This is a genomic window from Methanobrevibacter sp. (assembly GCF_017431965.1).
GTDB lineage: Archaea > Methanobacteriota > Methanobacteria > Methanobacteriales > Methanobacteriaceae > Methanocatella.
Genome location: NZ_JAFRKB010000048.1, coordinates 1 through 16,494, shown reverse-complemented (window position 1 = coordinate 16,494; position 16,494 = coordinate 1). Strand labels below are relative to the sequence as shown.

The following is a 16,494-nucleotide window of genomic DNA, read 5'->3' as shown; positions in this document are numbered from 1 at the left end:
GATTTTTTGCTTATTTTTAACATTTTTCTTATTTGTATGTTTAATTATTTAAATACTTGTTAGGATATATTAAATTTTGGTGAAAAAAATTATGAGTTTTAGAACAAGAAGAGTATTGTTTATGGCTCCATTTTACACAATATTTCAATTTTTCCTTTTGAAATATCTGTTTTTATTGGTTGGGGGATTAAATGATATGTCTCTAGTTGTGCTGGCAATAATTATCGGTTTATTGCATGTTGTTCCAATGTTATTTGAAACAAAAAAATCAAGAAAGATAACAAGATTCCTGCAGACAATTGATGGTGTTTGGATGTGGGCTTCAGTAATATTTTTGATTGATATTATTGCAATTTATTTGGTTGGAATATTTGTTGTGCTTCCTAGACCGATTATTTTGATATTGCTTGCAATTGTTCCAATATTGGGAGTTTATAACTATTATAAGGCTCATAAATTAGTTATTAATGAACGTGTTTTGAAGTTAGAAAATTTAACTCATGAGATTAATATTGTTCATTTGTCGGATGTGCATTTTGGGTCAGTAAGGCATAAACAGATTATCAGACAGATTACTGATAAATTAAAAGAATTGGAAAAAACATGTGATGTAGTAATTATTTCGGGGGACTTGGCAGATGGTTCATCTGTAGTTGAGGAACATGATTTTGATGCTCTAAAAGAAGTAAATATGCCAATTATATTCACTCCGGGAAATCATGATTTCTATCCTGGAATTGAAAATGTTGTTAAAGCCTGTAGGAATGCGGGAATTATTGTTTTAGACAATGGCAGGTTTGAATTTAAAAACTTAAACATTTATGGATTGACATTCAGTTTTGATGAAATTGAAATGCCAACTCTTGATGAGATTAAGGAAGTTTTAAATCCTGATCTGATAAATATTATCAATTACCATGTTCCTTATTATTGGGAGGAATTTTCATCTTTAGGTTTTGATATTCAATTATCCGGCCATACTCATGGGGGACAATTTTACCCTGCAGTAAATTTTGCAAATAGGCTTTTTGAATATAATAAAGGTCTTTTTAAAAATAGGTTCGGCAAATATCTTCATGTCACAACAGGCGTGGGATCCATGGACACTCCAATGAGGTGGGGAACTGATTCGGAATTGGTAGTTCTAAAATTAATAAAGTAAATGGAGGATTATTATGCAAGGTTTTAATTATTGTATGAATTGCGGTTCAAAACTTGATATTAATGATAAATTCTGTTCAAATTGTGGTGTTAAAGTAGGTGAAAGCGATAGTTTCGAATTAATTCATGACAAAGATTTCTTTTTAAAATATAAAATCAGAATTGAAAATTTAAACAAAGAGTATGATATAAAAGTGGCAAAAGCGTTGGAGTTAATTAAAAAAGAATTTGAACCTTCAGAAATGAGCTACAATAATTTTATCTCAACAATAAATAACAGTAACAATATCTTCTACAATAATGTTGAAGTTGCTTTAAATATAATTGATTTAGCTAGTAAACCTTCAAACAGAATTAAAAATGAATTGGATGTGAAGATTGATACATTAAACAGTATAATCAGTAAATTTGAAGATTTTATTGATGAGCTGATAATTCACATTGCTGATAAAAGTCAAAAAGAAGTAAATGATTTAACAAAAGAGTTAGATGATTTAATAGATTCGGTAAAAGATTATTAAATCATATTTTCATATACTTCCTTCATTTTCAATGCATCCTCATCACGAAGAGGTGTTTCACAAATTATATTTGCATTCCAACCATTGTCTATTAAGTTTGAAAGCAAATCTTCAATGTTTGGACCGTATTCATCACTTTCAGCTAGGGTGTGATGTTTGACTTCACCATGTGGTGCATATTCGATTGTTGTAAAATGACAATGCAATATGTCAATATCTAATTTATCTTCAATTGTTGAAAAAATACAATTGTAATCATCTTTTTTAGTTAAATAACCTCTTCCTCTTGCGTGTATGTGTGCGAAGTCAATTGTTGGTTCAAAATGATCAAAAGTAGCACACAATTCAACAATTTCCTGAATATTGCCTTGTTGGGTTCTTTTACCTGTTGTTTCTGGAGCAAAGGTAAATTCTTCAATCCCTTCAGCTTCAAGTTCCTCAAATAATCTGTTAACTGTTGTTTTTGATATTTCCATAGCCTTTTCAGGTTTTCTGTTCATATATGCTCCTGGGTGGAATACCAATCTGTAAGCTCCCATCCATTCGCCTGCACGAGCCAGGGATATTAGATGGCCCATACTTTTATTTAATTTTTCCTCATCCTTTGCACATAAGTTGATGTAGTATGGTCCATGCATGGAAACTAAAACATCATGCTTTTGAGATTCTTCCTTTAAAGTGGTCGCAGCTTTCTCACCAATCCTCACTCCATAGGGGGTTTGATATTCATAGGAATCAAGACCTTCTTCGGTGATGTATTTGGGCGCCTTATATGCTGGACCTTTATATTTAACAGGACTTCCTGCAGGTCCAAAAAGTACTTTATGTTTCATTTAAATCGTTAAAAAAATAGTAAAAAATAGGAATTTATAAAATTCCCATTGCTTTGTTTGTTTTTGCAATTGATTTTTCGTTGTCACTTTCCATTTCTAAAAGTGCACGAATCGCATCAATATTTTCAGGTATTACATCAGATTCTTGATGTACTGCTTGCATATAGAACAGTTCATTGTCTACGACATTAACGGATTCTTTCCAAACTGGAATTTCATATAAATCGTTTCTGCTTCTTCCAAGTTCTTTAGCATATTCCATTAACTCGGCAGTAGAGCCTAATCCTTCTTCAGCAGAAACTACAATTACTCTTGAACGTTTTTCTAAAGCTTCAAGTATCTCTTCAGTTTCCACATCATTGTTGATTTCAACCATAATGTTGTGTTGGTGCATTAATGTAGTAGGTACGAGCAATGCCATTGTAGTTACATCAATACCTTTCATCACTGTTTTTACATCTGGTCCGTGGTGAGAAGGTACTTTTGGAGGATTTGGTACAATTGCATTGATTGGACCTTTTTTAACTTCAGATGGGTCTGATCCTCTTCTTACCATTACTGCCCTAACCTTTTTGATATCTGCGATTTTGTCAATAGTAAATAATGTACGGGTCAAACCGGTGGTGTTACATGATACAACCCTTGTGTAATCTGCACCATATGAATCATCATAATTAGAAATAGCATTAAATGAAAGACCGGTTAATTCATGGTCTTCTCCGCCTTGATAAATAGCTTTAACACCTGCTTTTTTATACATTTCAAGATTTTGTGGTCCGATACTTCCAGGAGTACAATCAACAACAACATCTGCTTCTCGAATCATGTCTTCAACGGTACCGGCTATTTCAATTCCGGCATCTTTAAATAATTGTTCTCTTTCCGGAATTCCAATGTATAATGGATAATCTTTTTCTTCGACAGCAGTTCTTGCTTCATAGTTAGGCCTAGTCTTACTTACACCAACTATTTTCATATCCTCTTGAGCAGCTACTGCATCAGCCACTCTTTTACCGATGGTTCCATAACCATTAATTGCAACAGTTTTCATTTTAATCCCTTTTTGTGTTATAATAATTTAATATTATATGGATTAAAATCTGTTTTTTAAATTATATATAATTTGATATTTAAAATAGATAAAATAAGAAAAAAAAGAAAAAGAAGTAGAATCATTCTACTTTAAAACCTGCCTCTTCGACAGCTTCGGTAATGTCTGCATCACTTACATCTTCGGACATTGTAATTTTTGTAATTCCTGAGTCTAAATCAGCTTTAGCATCGTCAATTCCGTCAACATCTTTTAAGGAAAGTTCTACAGCGTTTACGCATGATGGACAGTGCATGCCCACAACTTTAATTTCTTTTTCAGCCATAATAATCACCTTTATAGTTATAAATAGGTCATTGTTTTATTTAAACTTTTAGCTATGCCTAATTTTTTAGATTTTTTGTAATCTTTTTTAGACATTTTAAAGTTTACTAATGTATAGGAATAGAGTATAACAATAACTGATCCAATATTATGGATTAATGCTCCTTCAATCGGATTTAACATTCCTAAAATCGCTAAAACCATTGCAATAATGTTTAAAATTAATGCAAATCCAATGCTGATGTTAATTGTTTTTATTGTTTTTCTGGATATTCCTATTAGATGGGGCAGATCTTTGATATTGTCTTTGATTAAAGCAATATTTGCTGCTTCAATAGAAATATCACTTCCCATTGTACCCATTGCAATTCCAACATTGGCCTTTTTTAGGGAGGGAGCATCATTAATGCCATCTCCAATCATGGCCATTTTATTTCCCTTTATTTGTTCTTGTTTTATGTATTCTGTTTTATCTTCAGGCAAGCAATTGCATCGTACTTTTATAATATTGGCTTGTTTTGCTATGAATTTTCCAGTTTCTTCGTTATCCCCTGTAAGCAATGCAATTCTGACTCTTAAGTATTTTAAGTTTTTAACTGTTTGCTTTGCATCGTCACGTAAAGTATCGGCAAGCACTATTTTACCAATTACCTCGGATTCCTTTGCAACAAAAAGTTCTATTTCACCTTTTTCTATTTTCTGATTATATTTTAGCGGAATATTTTCAGATTCTAAAAATTTTTTATTTCCAGCAATTATCTTAGAGCCATCAATTGTCCCGCTAATTCCCTTTCCGATTTCTATTTTAAAATTATCTACTTGAGCTAACTCATTACTATCGTAATAGTTTACAATAGCTTTTGCTAAGGGGTGTTCAGATTTTGATTCAAGTGAGGCAAGTAAATACATCATTTCATTTTCATCACTTGAAATGACATTAACCACTTTTGGTGTTCCATAGGTTAATGTCCCTGTTTTGTCAAATACTATTTCATCAATTTTTGCTAATTCTTCAATTGATGCTCCATCTTTTACTAAAATTCCATATTTTGTCAAATTTCCAATTGAAGCCATAATTGCAGTTGGGGTAGCTAATACTAAAGCGCATGGGCAGAATACCACCAATATTGTCACGGATCTTGTTATTTCAAATGTAAATAAATAAGTCAATAAGGCAGCTATAAATGCAATTACTACTATCAATGTTGCCCATTTATCGGCTGTTCTGACTATTTTTGCATTTTCTGGTGAGGATGACTCAACCAATCTAATCAATTTTTGCAGTGAACTATTTTCACTTACTTTTGTAGTTTCCATTGCAAATGACCCGTAAAGATTTACGGTTCCACTATATACTTCGTCACCAATTTCCTTATCAACAGGCAATGACTCTCCGGTTAATGTGGATTGATCAATAGATGTTTCTCCACTTATTATTTTTCCATCTGTTGGAATACTTTCACCAGGGAGTACTTTTAAGATATCTCCGACTTGTACTTTTTCGACAGATATTTTTTCTTCTATTCCATTTCTTACTCTTGTTGCAAATTGGGGTGTAAGTTTTGCAAGTTCCTTAATTTTTCCTTGAGTTTTAGATACAGTATATTCTTCTAAAAATCCACCTATTGCCATAATTGTTGCAATTTCACCTGCTGCAAATACTTCACCAATTATTATTGAAGCTATGATTGCAAGGGATACAAGCAAATCTGCTTTAATGTCAAATTCAGTAATTAGTCCTTCGATACATTCTTTAAATATTGGTATACCGCAAAATATTACTGCTATCCATGAGAGATAGTTTATTGATAGTATAAAACTTGCAATAATACTTATTGCGGATACTATGATGAGTAGAAGATCTACTATTTGTTTTTTGTCAAATCTTAACTTCATTTTAAACAGCCCCTCAGGATAGGTATACCCCTATGGGTATATTGGTTATTTTAAAAAAAATTAAAGTCTAGAGTAGTATTCCAAAATTGATGTAATATCGCTTAAGGCATCATCTGCATCGCCTTCTTCAATTGCTGTTTTAACACAGTGTTCGAGATGTCCTTCAACAATGATGTGTCCAACCTTATGTAATGCGGATTTGGATGCATTTATTTGCATTAATATCTGTTCGCATGGGATATCGTCATCAATCATTCGATCAATAGCATTAATTTGGCCGATGATTTTTTTAAGTCTTCTATGTAAATTTTCGCTATCCATACATTCTTTCAAAATAACACAACCTATACCTGTAAGGGTATATATTATAAAAGTAGTATATAAACATTTTGTTTTTTATAAAAAAATAAAAAAAGAAGGAGGAAAATTTCAAGCCTATGCTTGATTTTCCATTTCCTCAAATTTAGCTGGGAAATACTCATCTACAACGTATTCAAGCCCATATTTTGAGAAAGATTGTTGTTCTGCTTTTTTACCAATTTTAAGCATCTTTTTAATTTCAGTTTGCCAGAAATCAGTTTTATACCTTGGGTCTTTTGATAGTTCTTTCAATCTCAAGACGTCAACATCTTTGAGTTTATCAGTTGGCAAGTCATAGTTGATAATATCAGATGCAGTTACTCCAATGAATTTGGCATCTGGAGTTGCAAGATCTTTATTAACATGAGCTAATTTTGCACTTCCGGAAATAATTACCTGTGCAATGTGGAATCCCCAAGGGTCTCCGTCGTTACAGATATAAACTGGTAAGTTAAGTTCTTCATTAACTCTTTTGATGAATCTTCTGGTAGCACGAGCAGCTTGCCCTTTAAGTCCAACAATCAAACAGTTAAATCTTTTGTGAGCATTTTCCTGCACTAGCCTGTGGAACATTCCCATGGTTTCCACTGCCAATACCTTATCAACATTATAGTCGAGGAAGTCCACCTGGTCAATTGTTGGTGAGATAGTATAGCCTGATTTACCCATTTTTGAAGCATTGATTTCCGTTTCATCAAATAAGGTAATGTCCCCGTATACGGATGCACCGTCTTCTTCTGGCATTAATCCTAAATCTTCACGAGTAGTTCCAAGAGTCACTTCCAAGTCTTCTCCAACAATATTTGATTCCTGTTGTGTTTTAAAACTTATTCCCCAACCTTCAGAAACATAATACATTTCCCTGATGGTAGCGGTTTTTTCTCTTGCAACTAAATCTTTACAGAAATTAGCAACATATACCATTTGACCTAATTTTCTAATTTGTTTTACATTACCTAGAGATCTTCTTCCGTATCTGTCACCTAATACGTAGTATCTTTTTGCATCATCATAAACAATGTTTCCAGTACCTCTGGATGGAACTCTTATGCTAGGAACTTTTTGCTTTTCAATTTCTTCAATGATTTCCTGGCCTAATCCTTTAAGTTTGTTGTAGGTGTATTCTTTCCTTTTTTCCTTATGGGATTTGCCTTCTTGTTTTACTTCAGTCATTTAATCACCTATTCCTCTGGTTCCTCATCTTTGTCTTCATCATCCATGAAGCTGTCTAATGTTGAATCGACCCTTTCGACGGTATGTCCAAATTCATCAACTTCTTCCATGATGAGTGCATCAAGTTCTTCTTCTTCCTCTTCATCCTCGACCTTTTCACCGAGTAATTCAGCAAGGGCTCTTTTTGTAACTTTGGCCAATACTTCCTGGTATTCTGGAACTCCAGTTTCACCAAGTTTTGCAGCTTCTTCGATGATAACTGGCACATATTCTTCAAATACTTTGGAACGTTTTTCTTTTTCTTTTGCAGCTTTTTTAGCCCTTAAATGTTTTTGGAGTTTACGGGCTAGTTTCATTGTTGCCTGTCTTATTTCATGAACGATTTCAGGTTCTGGAGATACACTTTGTTTACCTGTTGAGAGGTATGGAACTTGTGTTGAAATAATATTCACAAATAATGTTAATGGAGTATTATCTAAGTCTCTAAGACCGTAACGTTTCCAATCGATACTTTTTAAAGCTTCAGTAATGGCACAGCTTCCTGCATCGAATGTTAATGGGACTCTATTTGCAAATCTCATAATCTCTGATTTCCTTTGTTCATTTACAACTCTTCCGGCATCTCCACCATAAGCAAGGCCGGCTTCAATAATGAATGAAACACCACCACTGTAGGTTACAGGTTTTCTTGTAATGGTTGCTACAAATTCCGGTTTAAGAATTTGCTTCATACCTTTTTCAATTTGTTCAGATCCAATAGGTATAAGTCCATCGGTAGGAGGTGCCATGAATTTCATTTTCTTAAAGCAATGAACGATAGCTTCCGCTTCTGCAAATGTCATGGCTTTCGGACGTTTATTCATGTCAATTCCAGTAATTTCTGCAATTTCATCCACTCTTTTGGCTGACATTCTTGAAAGGGATGAAGTTAACATACTTTTATATCTTCTGCTGTCGGTGTTTTGCGCCATGGTCATAATATCGTCTGCACTTACACCTTTAGGGTGTGGCAATACTTCTTTTGGAAGTATCGGGACAATGTCTGCAGCTCTTTTAAAGATATATTTGTGTCCGGATGGATCTCTGAATGTAATTTTAGCATGAGGGTTTCCAATCATGGTTCTTCTGATGTATTCAAATGCACCTTGTTCTGCCATAGAGTAAGAAACTTCTTTAAATTGCAATTCAATACAAACTCCAGTACTTTCAGCAGGATAATCTTCACGTTCCATGAGGATTCCTCTGTTGTTTTTAACATCCATCTGGAATTTCATTTTTACTCCTTTAATTTCATCGCCTTCCTTATAGCATGAAATTACGCGAGCAGGTTTACCGGTAGTCATTTGTGATAGAAGCACACAACCACTACATCCTAAACCTTGCTGTCCTCTGGATTGAATGTTTCTGAATTTTGACCCTGCAAACATACTACAGTAAACTCTCATTACATAGTCTTCTGGAATACCCGGACCATTATCCTTATGTCTGAGTATGTAATGCTCTTTATCAATACGTTTTAATTCGATGTCTATTTCTGGTAGGATTCCGGATTCTTCAGCTGCATCAAAACTGTTTGTAATCAATTCGTGAAAAACAATTGTTAAAGAACGGATTTTACCAGTAAATCCTAACATCTGTTTGTTTTTTCTAAAGAACTCGGATGGAGTTAAGTTCTTAAAATCATTTCTCCAGTCGAGTCCTGGTTCTTGCTGTGACAAAATTTTCCTCCTAAAATTTTACATGTTTATGTTTATTATGATGACAATATTTAAACCAAGTGAGAGAGCATTTGCAAAGTAATATTTTTATGGTGCCCTATCTAAGTTGATTAAAAATATGGTAAAATAATAATTTTAAAACATAACGAAATTATAGTATTTATACTATACTACCTATATATGTGGGTTAAAGTATATAATATTTTGCTTATAAGTGTATAATTTTCTATGTTAAATTCAATTAAAATTAGTTGTAAATTGGAATATTTCTTTGATAGGATATTTTGATTTCATGATTATTATTTTTTTTGAACTTGATAAAAGTTGTATGAATCTTTAATATTTCATGAGATTTTGTAAAATTATTATTATTTAAAATTAGAATTTATTTCTCTGTAAAATGAAAAATCTAAATCAGGTTCCGAGTCTGATATGGCACTTGGTGAAATTGGTTTTCATTAGAAATTAATTAAAAAAATAAGTTTTAGGAGTTTACACTCCTAGTAATCTTTTTCATCAAAGTCGATTCCATCTTTGAATTCGATTTTATCGTCTTCAATTCCAACAAGATCTTTAAATTCTTTCATTTTCAAGGTTTCTTTTTTATGTTCTAAAAACCCGTACACTGATTTATGTCTGGAACCGTTTAAAATCATTTCAATGGCTTCTTTTGCAATCATAATATTGTCCATTTCACCAATCAATGAAACGGTTTTTCCATAAACCGCCATGTCAACTTCGGCCATTTCCATGATTATTTCACGTGTTTTCCCATCTTTTCCAATGATTCTACCTTTGTGTCTTGCAAGGGCCTTTTTGGATTTGCCTATATATAACGGTAAGCTGATTACTTCTAAATAAATGTCATCACTGATTAATTTAAGCGCAACTTCTGGATTAAATCCACGGGCTATTGCCTTTACTATATGATTGGCATTCCACACTCCCAATGGATCTTCCATATTTTCGCTAGGTGTAATATAAACTGTTCCATCATCACTGTCAATATCTAAGATGGTTCCAGTTATGTTTTCAATGGATTTTTTTACTTTTCCATTGCTTCCAATTAATGCCCCTACTCTATTTTGAGGTATTTTCAAATAATCTGTTTCTGGCATTTTATCACCTTTTTGTTAATTAATAATAGTTATTTAATCAATTTTATATAATAATTTCTACAAAGTAGTTAGATTTTAGTGTTTTATCATTTTTAAATATTTTCATTAGATTAATAATGTTATAGGATATATTTTTCTTTTTAATTAAATAAAAAATAAAGTTTTAATATAACATTGTCTTTATATAGGATAACAATCAAACCCTTTGGGCAATAATGGGGCGCTTAAGCGGTTTGTATTACAACTTGTTTTATAGTTATATTGCATGGATATTTTCATTGTATTCCACTAACAAAAAATTAAATAGGTAAATGGCGAATAATTCTGTAAAATATGCCCTCTCCATCTTATTTTAAAATTTAAAAAATAATGTCCGCTATAGTATTAAATTTAACCTTTTTTAATTATTTTATTTTCCCATGTTGTGAACTTATATCCGTTTTCATCAAATTCAACATTTTCCATTGGCACTAAAGGTACTTTTCCAAGACCATCCGGCGAATTATATACATATGTTGGTTTACACATGCCACTTGTTCTGCCTTCTAAATGTTTCATAATCTCTAAACCTTTCGAAATGTCAACTTGGAAGTGTTTAGTGCTTTTAACATCTTTCGGATGGAATAAATAATATGAAATAACGCGATATTTCTGCAGTTCCTCATTTGTTTTTTGAATGCAATATTTGTCGTCGTTAACATTATGCAGCAACACCATCTGATTTCGTACAGGTATTCCATTATCGACTAAGGTATCTATTGCGCTAACGGCTTCCGGCGTAATCTCACAGGCATGATTGAATTGTGTTGAGACCTGCACCTTATATTTTCTAAGCAATGAAGCCAACTTGTCATCAATTCTAAATGGAAGGGTTGCCAAGGTTCTTGTACCTATTCTTATTACTTCAACATGGCTGATGTCTGATAGGTTGTCGAATATATATTCTAATTTATTATTGGATAATAATAATGCATCTCCTCCGGTAACCAATACTTCTCTGATTGTCTGATTATTTTCTATAAATTCTATTGATTCATCGATATCTTCTTTAGAAGTATGTTTATCAATGTTGCCTATTAATCTGCGGCGTTGGCAGTGCCGGCAATACATGGGACAGGCATTGGTGACATTGATAATCAATTTATTGGGATATCTTCTAGTGATTTTTCCTGAAGGATTAGATTGATTTTCTTTCATTGGATCTAATTGCCCAAATTCTTCAAATTCTTTAATGTCAGGAATGGATTGCAGTTTTATTGGACAAATCGGATTGTCAAAGTCAATTAATGAGAAATAATAAGGTGTTATTGCAAATCTATATTTTTCACTAACCTTTTTTATATTTTCATATTCTTCATTTGTAAGGTTAGCGTATTTTGAAAGTTCATCAACATCACTGATGCGATTTTTTAATTGCCATTTGGGATTATTCCAATCTTTTTCACTTGCATTCAATTCTTTTAAAATCTTATTCTTATTATTAGCATATAATTTTTTAGAAAACTCACTAAATCCTGTTCTAACTTTTGATTTATGCCCCATATCATCAATAGCTATTTTGTCGAGTTCATTTGAGCGAATTAATGATTTTTTCTTATTGATGTCTATGCTATCAACCTCAGTTCATAATCTTTTTTTATTATAAGTATTATTGTTCATCAATTATATATTTTATTTTATAGGGGTATAATATGTTAATATGATGGGTATGCAAAACATTATTAGGTCTCAATAACAGTTTTTTGTCTTAAACTTTAAGTCTGCAAATCCCTTGTGTGGCTATGAATATATTATGGCTTATGATTTACCAGGCGTTTGAAGATTTAATAGTGTCATGTTAATTTTTTTGCGTTAACATTTGGGTTTTTGGCTGTTAAAAATTTCCAGTTCGTTTGCATTTGAAAAAATTAATTTTAAATATTATTGTATTCATAATTTTAATTGGAGATATTTGATGTATCTTAATTATAATATGGAGGTAAAATAATGAGAGGAATCGGAGGAATAATTGCAATAATTGTAGGTTTGATATTATTGTTCTGTGCATTAGGACCTTTCTTTTTGAAGTTAGGTTTTAAATTGATGGGTTTAGCTTTTGACATAGTATCACTTTTAGGTTTAATTGTCATTATTGCAGGAATTGTTCTATATATCAAGGGACATTGATATTCTTAGGAATATTTCTCAAAAAATTTTTTTATAATTGGATAAATATTTTTAGAGGTTTAATTACTTATAAAAATTATTTTATTAACTTTTAAATAGTTATTTTTTCATAATGATTATTATGAGCAGTAATTTGAATAGAAATCACCATTCAGAATACATATTATATTGAAATTTTTCAAAATTTAAATATATATGAGACAATTATCAAAGTTAAAGTGAGTTATCATGTTTACTTATCCAAAAGTTTTAATGCGCAAAGAGTTAAAAAAAATTTCTAAATTTCCTTGTGATGAGGAAATTAAAGAAGCGTATATTAAATATTTAACAAATTATTCTTTTATTGATTTTGTAAATTTTTGTCAAGAGAATGATGGTGATTTAGAAGAATTAATTTTTAAGTTTACGGATTTGCAATTAGAAAAATTTGAGCCTAATTCTTTAATTTGGGTGTCTCATGTAATGATTAACTTCATGATTTATTTTAATGTTAATCTGGATTATGGGGAATGTTATGACGCTTATGCTTCAGCTCTTCAGCTGACTGTCCTATCTTGTGCAATGAAAATTGTGATTGATAAAATTTCTTTTGAGGAAGTTCCCTTTCCAGAACATTCCAAGTATTGTTTCAATAAACTCTTTGAAAAATGCCCAGATTTCAGATTTAATTTAAAAAATGATTGTATTTTGGCCTATAAATCATTTAATAATGATTTTGATTTTACCAGTGAAGAATTTTACCTTAAAATTAAAGAACACTTTGAAGATGAAGGTTATTAATCATATTAATTTTTAATGGGTAGTAATGTTGTTTCAAGCAAATTTATAACGGATTTTTCCTGTTTTTAAATAATGGATGTTATAATCAGAGTAACCTATTTAAAATTTTGGATCCACATATTCCCAAATTTCTTCAAAACTAGTTTTCACGCCGAGTTTGGTGTACTCTCGGACAAGGGTGTTAATGTCTCTTTCAAGAAGTTCTTTTGAAATAGGATTGTCCAGCACAACAGATTGGGAAACATCGATTATAACGGGTTCTTCATCTAAATTCAGGATGTTATAATTGGATAAATCTCCATGAACTAACTTTGCTTCATTAACAAATAATTTTAACTGAACAAGTAATTTATTGAAAAACTCTTCTGGATTTTGAGGGGGTTGGTTTCTCACAGGCTGTGCAGGATTTCCGTCCTCATCACCGATAAACTCAATAATTAAAACATTATTGGAACTGGTTATGGGTTCTGGAACATTCACTCCTGCAGTGTGCAATCTGGTTAAGTTTTTAAATTCTTTTGTAACCCAGGAATAGATGATTTTCCTTTTATTTTTAGTTTTAATATTGAATCTTGGATCTCCTTTAAGATAGTAATCCATTTTTTTAAAATCAGAAGTAGCTATTCTATAAATTTTAACAGCTACAAATTTCTCAGCATCGGTAATTCCTGTAAGCACATTCGCCTCTTTACCGGTACTTATTGCTCCGTTGAGGATATCAATGTAGCCTTGATTAGCAAGTTTATATAAAGTTTCTAAAGTTAATTTGTCAAAAATCTCATTCCCAACTTTTCTGTCGGAGCTATCTTTTTTTCTTTTTTGGGAATGTATTTTTTGGTATTTAGCATCTGCTTTAGCTACTTTTTTATCCATTTAAATCAAAAAATAAGTAAGTAAAGCTACATTTTCAAGTAGCCTTTTCTTTCAAGCCAATTTGATTCGGTTTTTGTATATCTCCAAATTACATCAGCTTTTTCATCAGCTTGGAAATCCCAAGGTTTTACAAGGATTACATCTCCTTCACGAATCCAAATACGTTTTTTCATTTTTCCAGGGATTCTGGTCATTCTAATATTACCATCAGCACAACGAACTTTTAATTTTCCGTGTCCCATGATTTGTTCGACTACTCCAGGTATTTCTCCTTTTTTAGGAGTTCTTACTCTCCTATATTCTTGTTGTTGATTTTGATTAGGCTTAGACAAATACTCTCCTCCAAATAATAATACGTTTCTCCATAAGATTAAATTATTTATATATTTATTGATATATTATATATTAATTTATTGGATATTATTTAAAAGGGGTTATTATGGGAACTGAATTTTTAAAAATTAAGGAATGCGATGAAGCCATTGATATTATACAAAAGTTGTTTGATGATAATTTAAAACCTCAAAGCGAAGAAATTGATGTCAGTGAATCTTATGGGAGGATATTGTTTGAAGATGTTTACTCAAGAATGGATTTTCCACCATTTGATAAAGCCCTGAAAGATGGTTTTGCAATTCTTTCAAGTGATAGTTTCGGAGCTTCAGAAGAGTCTCCAAATACCTTGGAAGTCATTGACTTTTTGGAAGCAGGTTCAACTACTGATAAAAAAGTCGAAAAAGGCAAATGTATTGAAATCAGTACTGGTGCAGCCATGCCTGAAGGAAGTGAAGCTGTTGTGATGGTTGAATATGCTGAAAAATTTGATGATAAAGTTAATTTATTGACTACTGCCACACCGTCCCAGGATGTGGCCAAAAAAGGTTCCGACATTGAAGAGGGCAAATTGATACTTAAAAAAGGAGACTTTTTAAACCCTGGCAAAATTGGTGTTTTGCTGTCACAAGGTTTTGAAACCATTGAAGTTTACAAAAAACCTACTGTTGGCATAGTCTCTTCCGGAAATGAGATTACACTTCAAGGTGAAGAGCTCGAATATGGAAAAATATATGATGTAAACGGTGGAATGATTAAAAACGATGCTATTTCCTGCGGCGCTGATGCCAAATTCTTAGGCGTTATGAGAGATAACTATGATGAGGTTAAGCAAAAGATTACAGAATCCTTAAAAGAAGTAGACATATTGTTCTGTTCTGGTGGAACTTCAGCAGGCCTTGGGGATGTCCTAAAACATGTTTTGGATGAGTTGGGTGAAGTCCATATTCATGGAATTTCAGTTCAGCCGGGCAAACCAACTATTGTGGGAGTAATTGAAGGCAAATTAGTAATTGGACTTCCTGGAAATCCCGTATCTGCTTTAATGATATTCAATGCATTTGTTTCCCAACCTTTATCTAAATTGGCAGGTATTGAAAAAGACTTTGAATTAAAAACAGTTAAAGGCAGGATGACTCGCAGGATCCACTCACAAGTTGGAAGAATGCAATATCAACTTGTAAAAGTCGATGGTGATGAAATTCATCCGATTTTTAAAGATTCAGGGGCAATTTTTTCACTTTCAACAGCCGATGGTTATGTAAAAATTCCTAAATTGGTGGAATTGTTAAACGAAGGTGAAGAAGTAGAAGTTTATTTATTTAATTAAATTTATAGTTAATGTAAGGTGTAATTATGGATTATGAGGTAAAAGTAATTCCGGAGCAAAAGTTAGGAGTTATTAATTATAAGGGCCCGATTACTGATTTGGACATTTTAGTTTCTAAAATAATGGGTTGGGTTGATGCTGAAGAAATAGAATATGAAGGCGAACCTTTTGTTGTTTATTTCTCCCCAAGACATGAAGTAAATCAGGGGGATGCTGTATATGATGTCAGTATTGTAATCAAAGAGGATGCTGATGAAAAAGATATGATTCGTGTTGTTGATATGATAGAGAATAAGGTTTTATCAGCAAAACACTTTGGCTCAACAGATAATATTTTAGATACCTATGCTAAACTGGTTGAGGTTGCTCAGGAAAAGAATTATCATATTATCGGTTCTCCTAAAGAGATTTTGGAAAAAAGTTTCCACAATTGTGATGATGAAAAGGATTTTGTAACTGAAATTCAATTGCCTATTATAGAAATGTAGGGTGATGTGATGTCTGAAAAAGAATTTGATATTGATGAAGAAATAAAAAAAATTTCTCGTAAATCCAAAATTAATATGAGAAAATCTGAATATGCTTTTGAAAATCAAATAAGAAAATTGGATGAAGACATTGATAAGATCGTAAAAGGAAAAATTAAAGATTTTGACAATAATAAAAAATTAACAGAAGATTATTTGACTATGGATTATAGCGAATCTTCTATTGAAAGATATAGGGAAAAATTAAAGAGAATTTAATATTTCCTTTTTTTAATTTTGACCAACTACTCTTAAATCATGCACTAATAGTTTAGGAATGATGAATGACCCATATTGTTTTATTTCTGAATTTAAACCTTCTACTTTTTT

The 16,494-nt window shown here is 31.9% G+C and carries 18 protein-coding genes; 7 read left to right on the top strand and 11 right to left on the bottom strand.

The features are described 5' to 3' along the window. Nucleotides 1-91: 91 nt before the first annotated feature. Together IJI93_RS06710 and IJI93_RS06705 are read left to right on the top strand one after the other, a co-directional pair. On the top strand, nt 92-1,162 hold the full coding sequence (locus tag IJI93_RS06710) for a metallophosphoesterase (protein WP_292821476.1): 1,071 nt from the start codon (nt 92-94) through the stop codon (nt 1,160-1,162). A gap of 13 nt (nt 1,163-1,175) precedes the next feature. Then, nucleotides 1,176-1,682, top strand: a complete 507-nt coding sequence (locus tag IJI93_RS06705; protein WP_292821474.1) for a zinc ribbon domain-containing protein — start codon at nt 1,176-1,178, stop codon at nt 1,680-1,682. Here IJI93_RS06705 and IJI93_RS06700 read toward each other — a convergent pair. From IJI93_RS06700 to IJI93_RS06660, 9 genes are all read right to left on the bottom strand, one after another. After that, nucleotides 1,679-2,515 (bottom strand): TIM barrel protein, encoded by an 837-nt coding sequence (locus IJI93_RS06700; protein ID WP_292821472.1) that lies wholly within the window; start codon nt 2,513-2,515, stop codon nt 1,679-1,681. The two genes, IJI93_RS06705 and IJI93_RS06700, sit on opposite strands and share 4 nt — an antisense overlap. A gap of 34 nt (nt 2,516-2,549) precedes the next feature. Further along, nucleotides 2,550-3,566: a phosphorylating glyceraldehyde-3-phosphate dehydrogenase gene (locus IJI93_RS06695; protein ID WP_292821470.1), complete on the bottom strand. Its 1,017-nt coding sequence runs from the start codon at nt 3,564-3,566 to the stop codon at nt 2,550-2,552. Nucleotides 3,567-3,687: 121 nt separating this feature from the next. Then, complete coding sequence (locus tag IJI93_RS06690; protein WP_292821468.1) at nt 3,688-3,891, bottom strand: heavy-metal-associated domain-containing protein; 204 nt, start codon at nt 3,889-3,891, stop codon at nt 3,688-3,690. Between the two features lie 17 nt (nt 3,892-3,908). Further along, entirely contained in the window at nt 3,909-5,786 is a 1,878-nt protein-coding gene (locus IJI93_RS06685) for a cation-translocating P-type ATPase (RefSeq protein WP_292821466.1), read from the bottom strand. A gap of 60 nt (nt 5,787-5,846) precedes the next feature. After that, the gene (locus IJI93_RS06680) at nt 5,847-6,119 is read right to left on the bottom strand and encodes a metal-sensing transcriptional repressor (RefSeq protein WP_292821464.1); all 273 of its coding nucleotides are present in this window, start codon (nt 6,117-6,119) and stop codon (nt 5,847-5,849) included. Nucleotides 6,120-6,221: 102 nt separating this feature from the next. Then, nucleotides 6,222-7,319 carry a DNA topoisomerase IV subunit A gene (locus IJI93_RS06675; protein ID WP_292821462.1) on the bottom strand — a complete coding sequence of 366 codons (1,098 nt, stop codon included), beginning with the start codon at nt 7,317-7,319 and terminating at the stop codon, nt 6,222-6,224. A gap of 8 nt (nt 7,320-7,327) precedes the next feature. Then, complete coding sequence (top6B, locus tag IJI93_RS06670; RefSeq protein WP_292821460.1) at nt 7,328-9,037, bottom strand: DNA topoisomerase VI subunit B; 1,710 nt, start codon at nt 9,035-9,037, stop codon at nt 7,328-7,330. A gap of 500 nt (nt 9,038-9,537) precedes the next feature. After that, the gene (locus IJI93_RS06665; RefSeq protein WP_292821458.1) at nt 9,538-10,155 is read right to left on the bottom strand and encodes a KH domain-containing protein; all 618 of its coding nucleotides are present in this window, start codon (nt 10,153-10,155) and stop codon (nt 9,538-9,540) included. Between the two features lie 390 nt (nt 10,156-10,545). Beyond that, a complete protein-coding gene (locus IJI93_RS06660; protein ID WP_292821456.1) occupies nt 10,546-11,697 on the bottom strand; it encodes a KamA family radical SAM protein in 1,152 nt (383 codons plus the stop codon). A gap of 444 nt (nt 11,698-12,141) precedes the next feature. On the opposite strand from IJI93_RS06660, the gene IJI93_RS06655 reads away from it, so the two are divergent. Together IJI93_RS06655 and IJI93_RS06650 are read left to right on the top strand one after the other, a co-directional pair. Further along, nucleotides 12,142-12,321, top strand: coding sequence for a hypothetical protein (locus tag IJI93_RS06655; protein ID WP_292821454.1), 180 nt, complete (start codon nt 12,142-12,144; stop codon nt 12,319-12,321). A 228-nt stretch (nt 12,322-12,549) separates the two neighbouring features. After that, nucleotides 12,550-13,101 (top strand): hypothetical protein, encoded by a 552-nt coding sequence (locus tag IJI93_RS06650; RefSeq protein ID WP_292821452.1) that lies wholly within the window; start codon nt 12,550-12,552, stop codon nt 13,099-13,101. Between the two features lie 99 nt (nt 13,102-13,200). Here IJI93_RS06650 and IJI93_RS06645 read toward each other — a convergent pair whose 3' ends face one another. Together IJI93_RS06645 and eif1A are read right to left on the bottom strand one after the other, a co-directional pair. Beyond that, nucleotides 13,201-13,974, bottom strand: coding sequence for a serine protein kinase RIO (locus IJI93_RS06645; protein ID WP_292821450.1), 774 nt, complete (start codon nt 13,972-13,974; stop codon nt 13,201-13,203). Between the two features lie 26 nt (nt 13,975-14,000). Further along, on the bottom strand, nt 14,001-14,306 hold the full coding sequence (eif1A, locus tag IJI93_RS06640; RefSeq protein WP_067044464.1) for a translation initiation factor eIF-1A: 306 nt from the start codon (nt 14,304-14,306) through the stop codon (nt 14,001-14,003). A 107-nt stretch (nt 14,307-14,413) separates the two neighbouring features. Between eif1A and glp the strand changes: the two genes are divergently transcribed. From glp to IJI93_RS06625, 3 genes are read left to right on the top strand one after another with little or no spacing between them, the layout of a single operon-like run. Beyond that, the gene (gene glp, locus IJI93_RS06635) at nt 14,414-15,637 is read left to right on the top strand and encodes a gephyrin-like molybdotransferase Glp (RefSeq protein ID WP_292821446.1); all 1,224 of its coding nucleotides are present in this window, start codon (nt 14,414-14,416) and stop codon (nt 15,635-15,637) included. Nucleotides 15,638-15,663: 26 nt separating this feature from the next. Beyond that, complete coding sequence (locus tag IJI93_RS06630) at nt 15,664-16,125, top strand: GyrI-like domain-containing protein (protein WP_292821444.1); 462 nt, start codon at nt 15,664-15,666, stop codon at nt 16,123-16,125. 9 nt (nt 16,126-16,134) lie between these two features. Further along, complete coding sequence (locus IJI93_RS06625; RefSeq protein ID WP_292821441.1) at nt 16,135-16,383, top strand: hypothetical protein; 249 nt, start codon at nt 16,135-16,137, stop codon at nt 16,381-16,383. Nucleotides 16,384-16,494 lie beyond the last annotated feature (111 nt).

Excerpts from the sequence above, each read along its gene's own strand:
- IJI93_RS06710 (WP_292821476.1), top strand. The coding sequence starts at position 92 with ATGAGTTTTAGAACAAGAAGAGTATTGTTTATGGCTCCATTTTACACA.
- IJI93_RS06705 (WP_292821474.1), top strand. The coding sequence starts at position 1,176 with ATGCAAGGTTTTAATTATTGTATGAATTGCGGTTCAAAACTTGATATT.
- IJI93_RS06700 (WP_292821472.1), bottom strand. The coding sequence starts at position 2,515 with ATGAAACATAAAGTACTTTTTGGACCTGCAGGAAGTCCTGTTAAATAT.
- IJI93_RS06695 (WP_292821470.1), bottom strand. The coding sequence starts at position 3,566 with ATGAAAACTGTTGCAATTAATGGTTATGGAACCATCGGTAAAAGAGTG.
- IJI93_RS06690 (WP_292821468.1), bottom strand. The coding sequence starts at position 3,891 with ATGGCTGAAAAAGAAATTAAAGTTGTGGGCATGCACTGTCCATCATGC.
- IJI93_RS06685 (WP_292821466.1), bottom strand. The coding sequence starts at position 5,786 with ATGAAGTTAAGATTTGACAAAAAACAAATAGTAGATCTTCTACTCATC.
- IJI93_RS06675 (WP_292821462.1), bottom strand. The coding sequence starts at position 7,319 with ATGACTGAAGTAAAACAAGAAGGCAAATCCCATAAGGAAAAAAGGAAA.
- IJI93_RS06665 (WP_292821458.1), bottom strand. The coding sequence starts at position 10,155 with ATGCCAGAAACAGATTATTTGAAAATACCTCAAAATAGAGTAGGGGCA.
- IJI93_RS06660 (WP_292821456.1), bottom strand. The coding sequence starts at position 11,697 with ATGGGGCATAAATCAAAAGTTAGAACAGGATTTAGTGAGTTTTCTAAA.
- IJI93_RS06655 (WP_292821454.1), top strand. The coding sequence starts at position 12,142 with ATGAGAGGAATCGGAGGAATAATTGCAATAATTGTAGGTTTGATATTA.
- IJI93_RS06650 (WP_292821452.1), top strand. The coding sequence starts at position 12,550 with ATGTTTACTTATCCAAAAGTTTTAATGCGCAAAGAGTTAAAAAAAATT.
- IJI93_RS06645 (WP_292821450.1), bottom strand. The coding sequence starts at position 13,974 with ATGGATAAAAAAGTAGCTAAAGCAGATGCTAAATACCAAAAAATACAT.
- glp (WP_292821446.1), top strand. The coding sequence starts at position 14,414 with ATGGGAACTGAATTTTTAAAAATTAAGGAATGCGATGAAGCCATTGAT.
- IJI93_RS06630 (WP_292821444.1), top strand. The coding sequence starts at position 15,664 with ATGGATTATGAGGTAAAAGTAATTCCGGAGCAAAAGTTAGGAGTTATT.
- IJI93_RS06625 (WP_292821441.1), top strand. The coding sequence starts at position 16,135 with ATGTCTGAAAAAGAATTTGATATTGATGAAGAAATAAAAAAAATTTCT.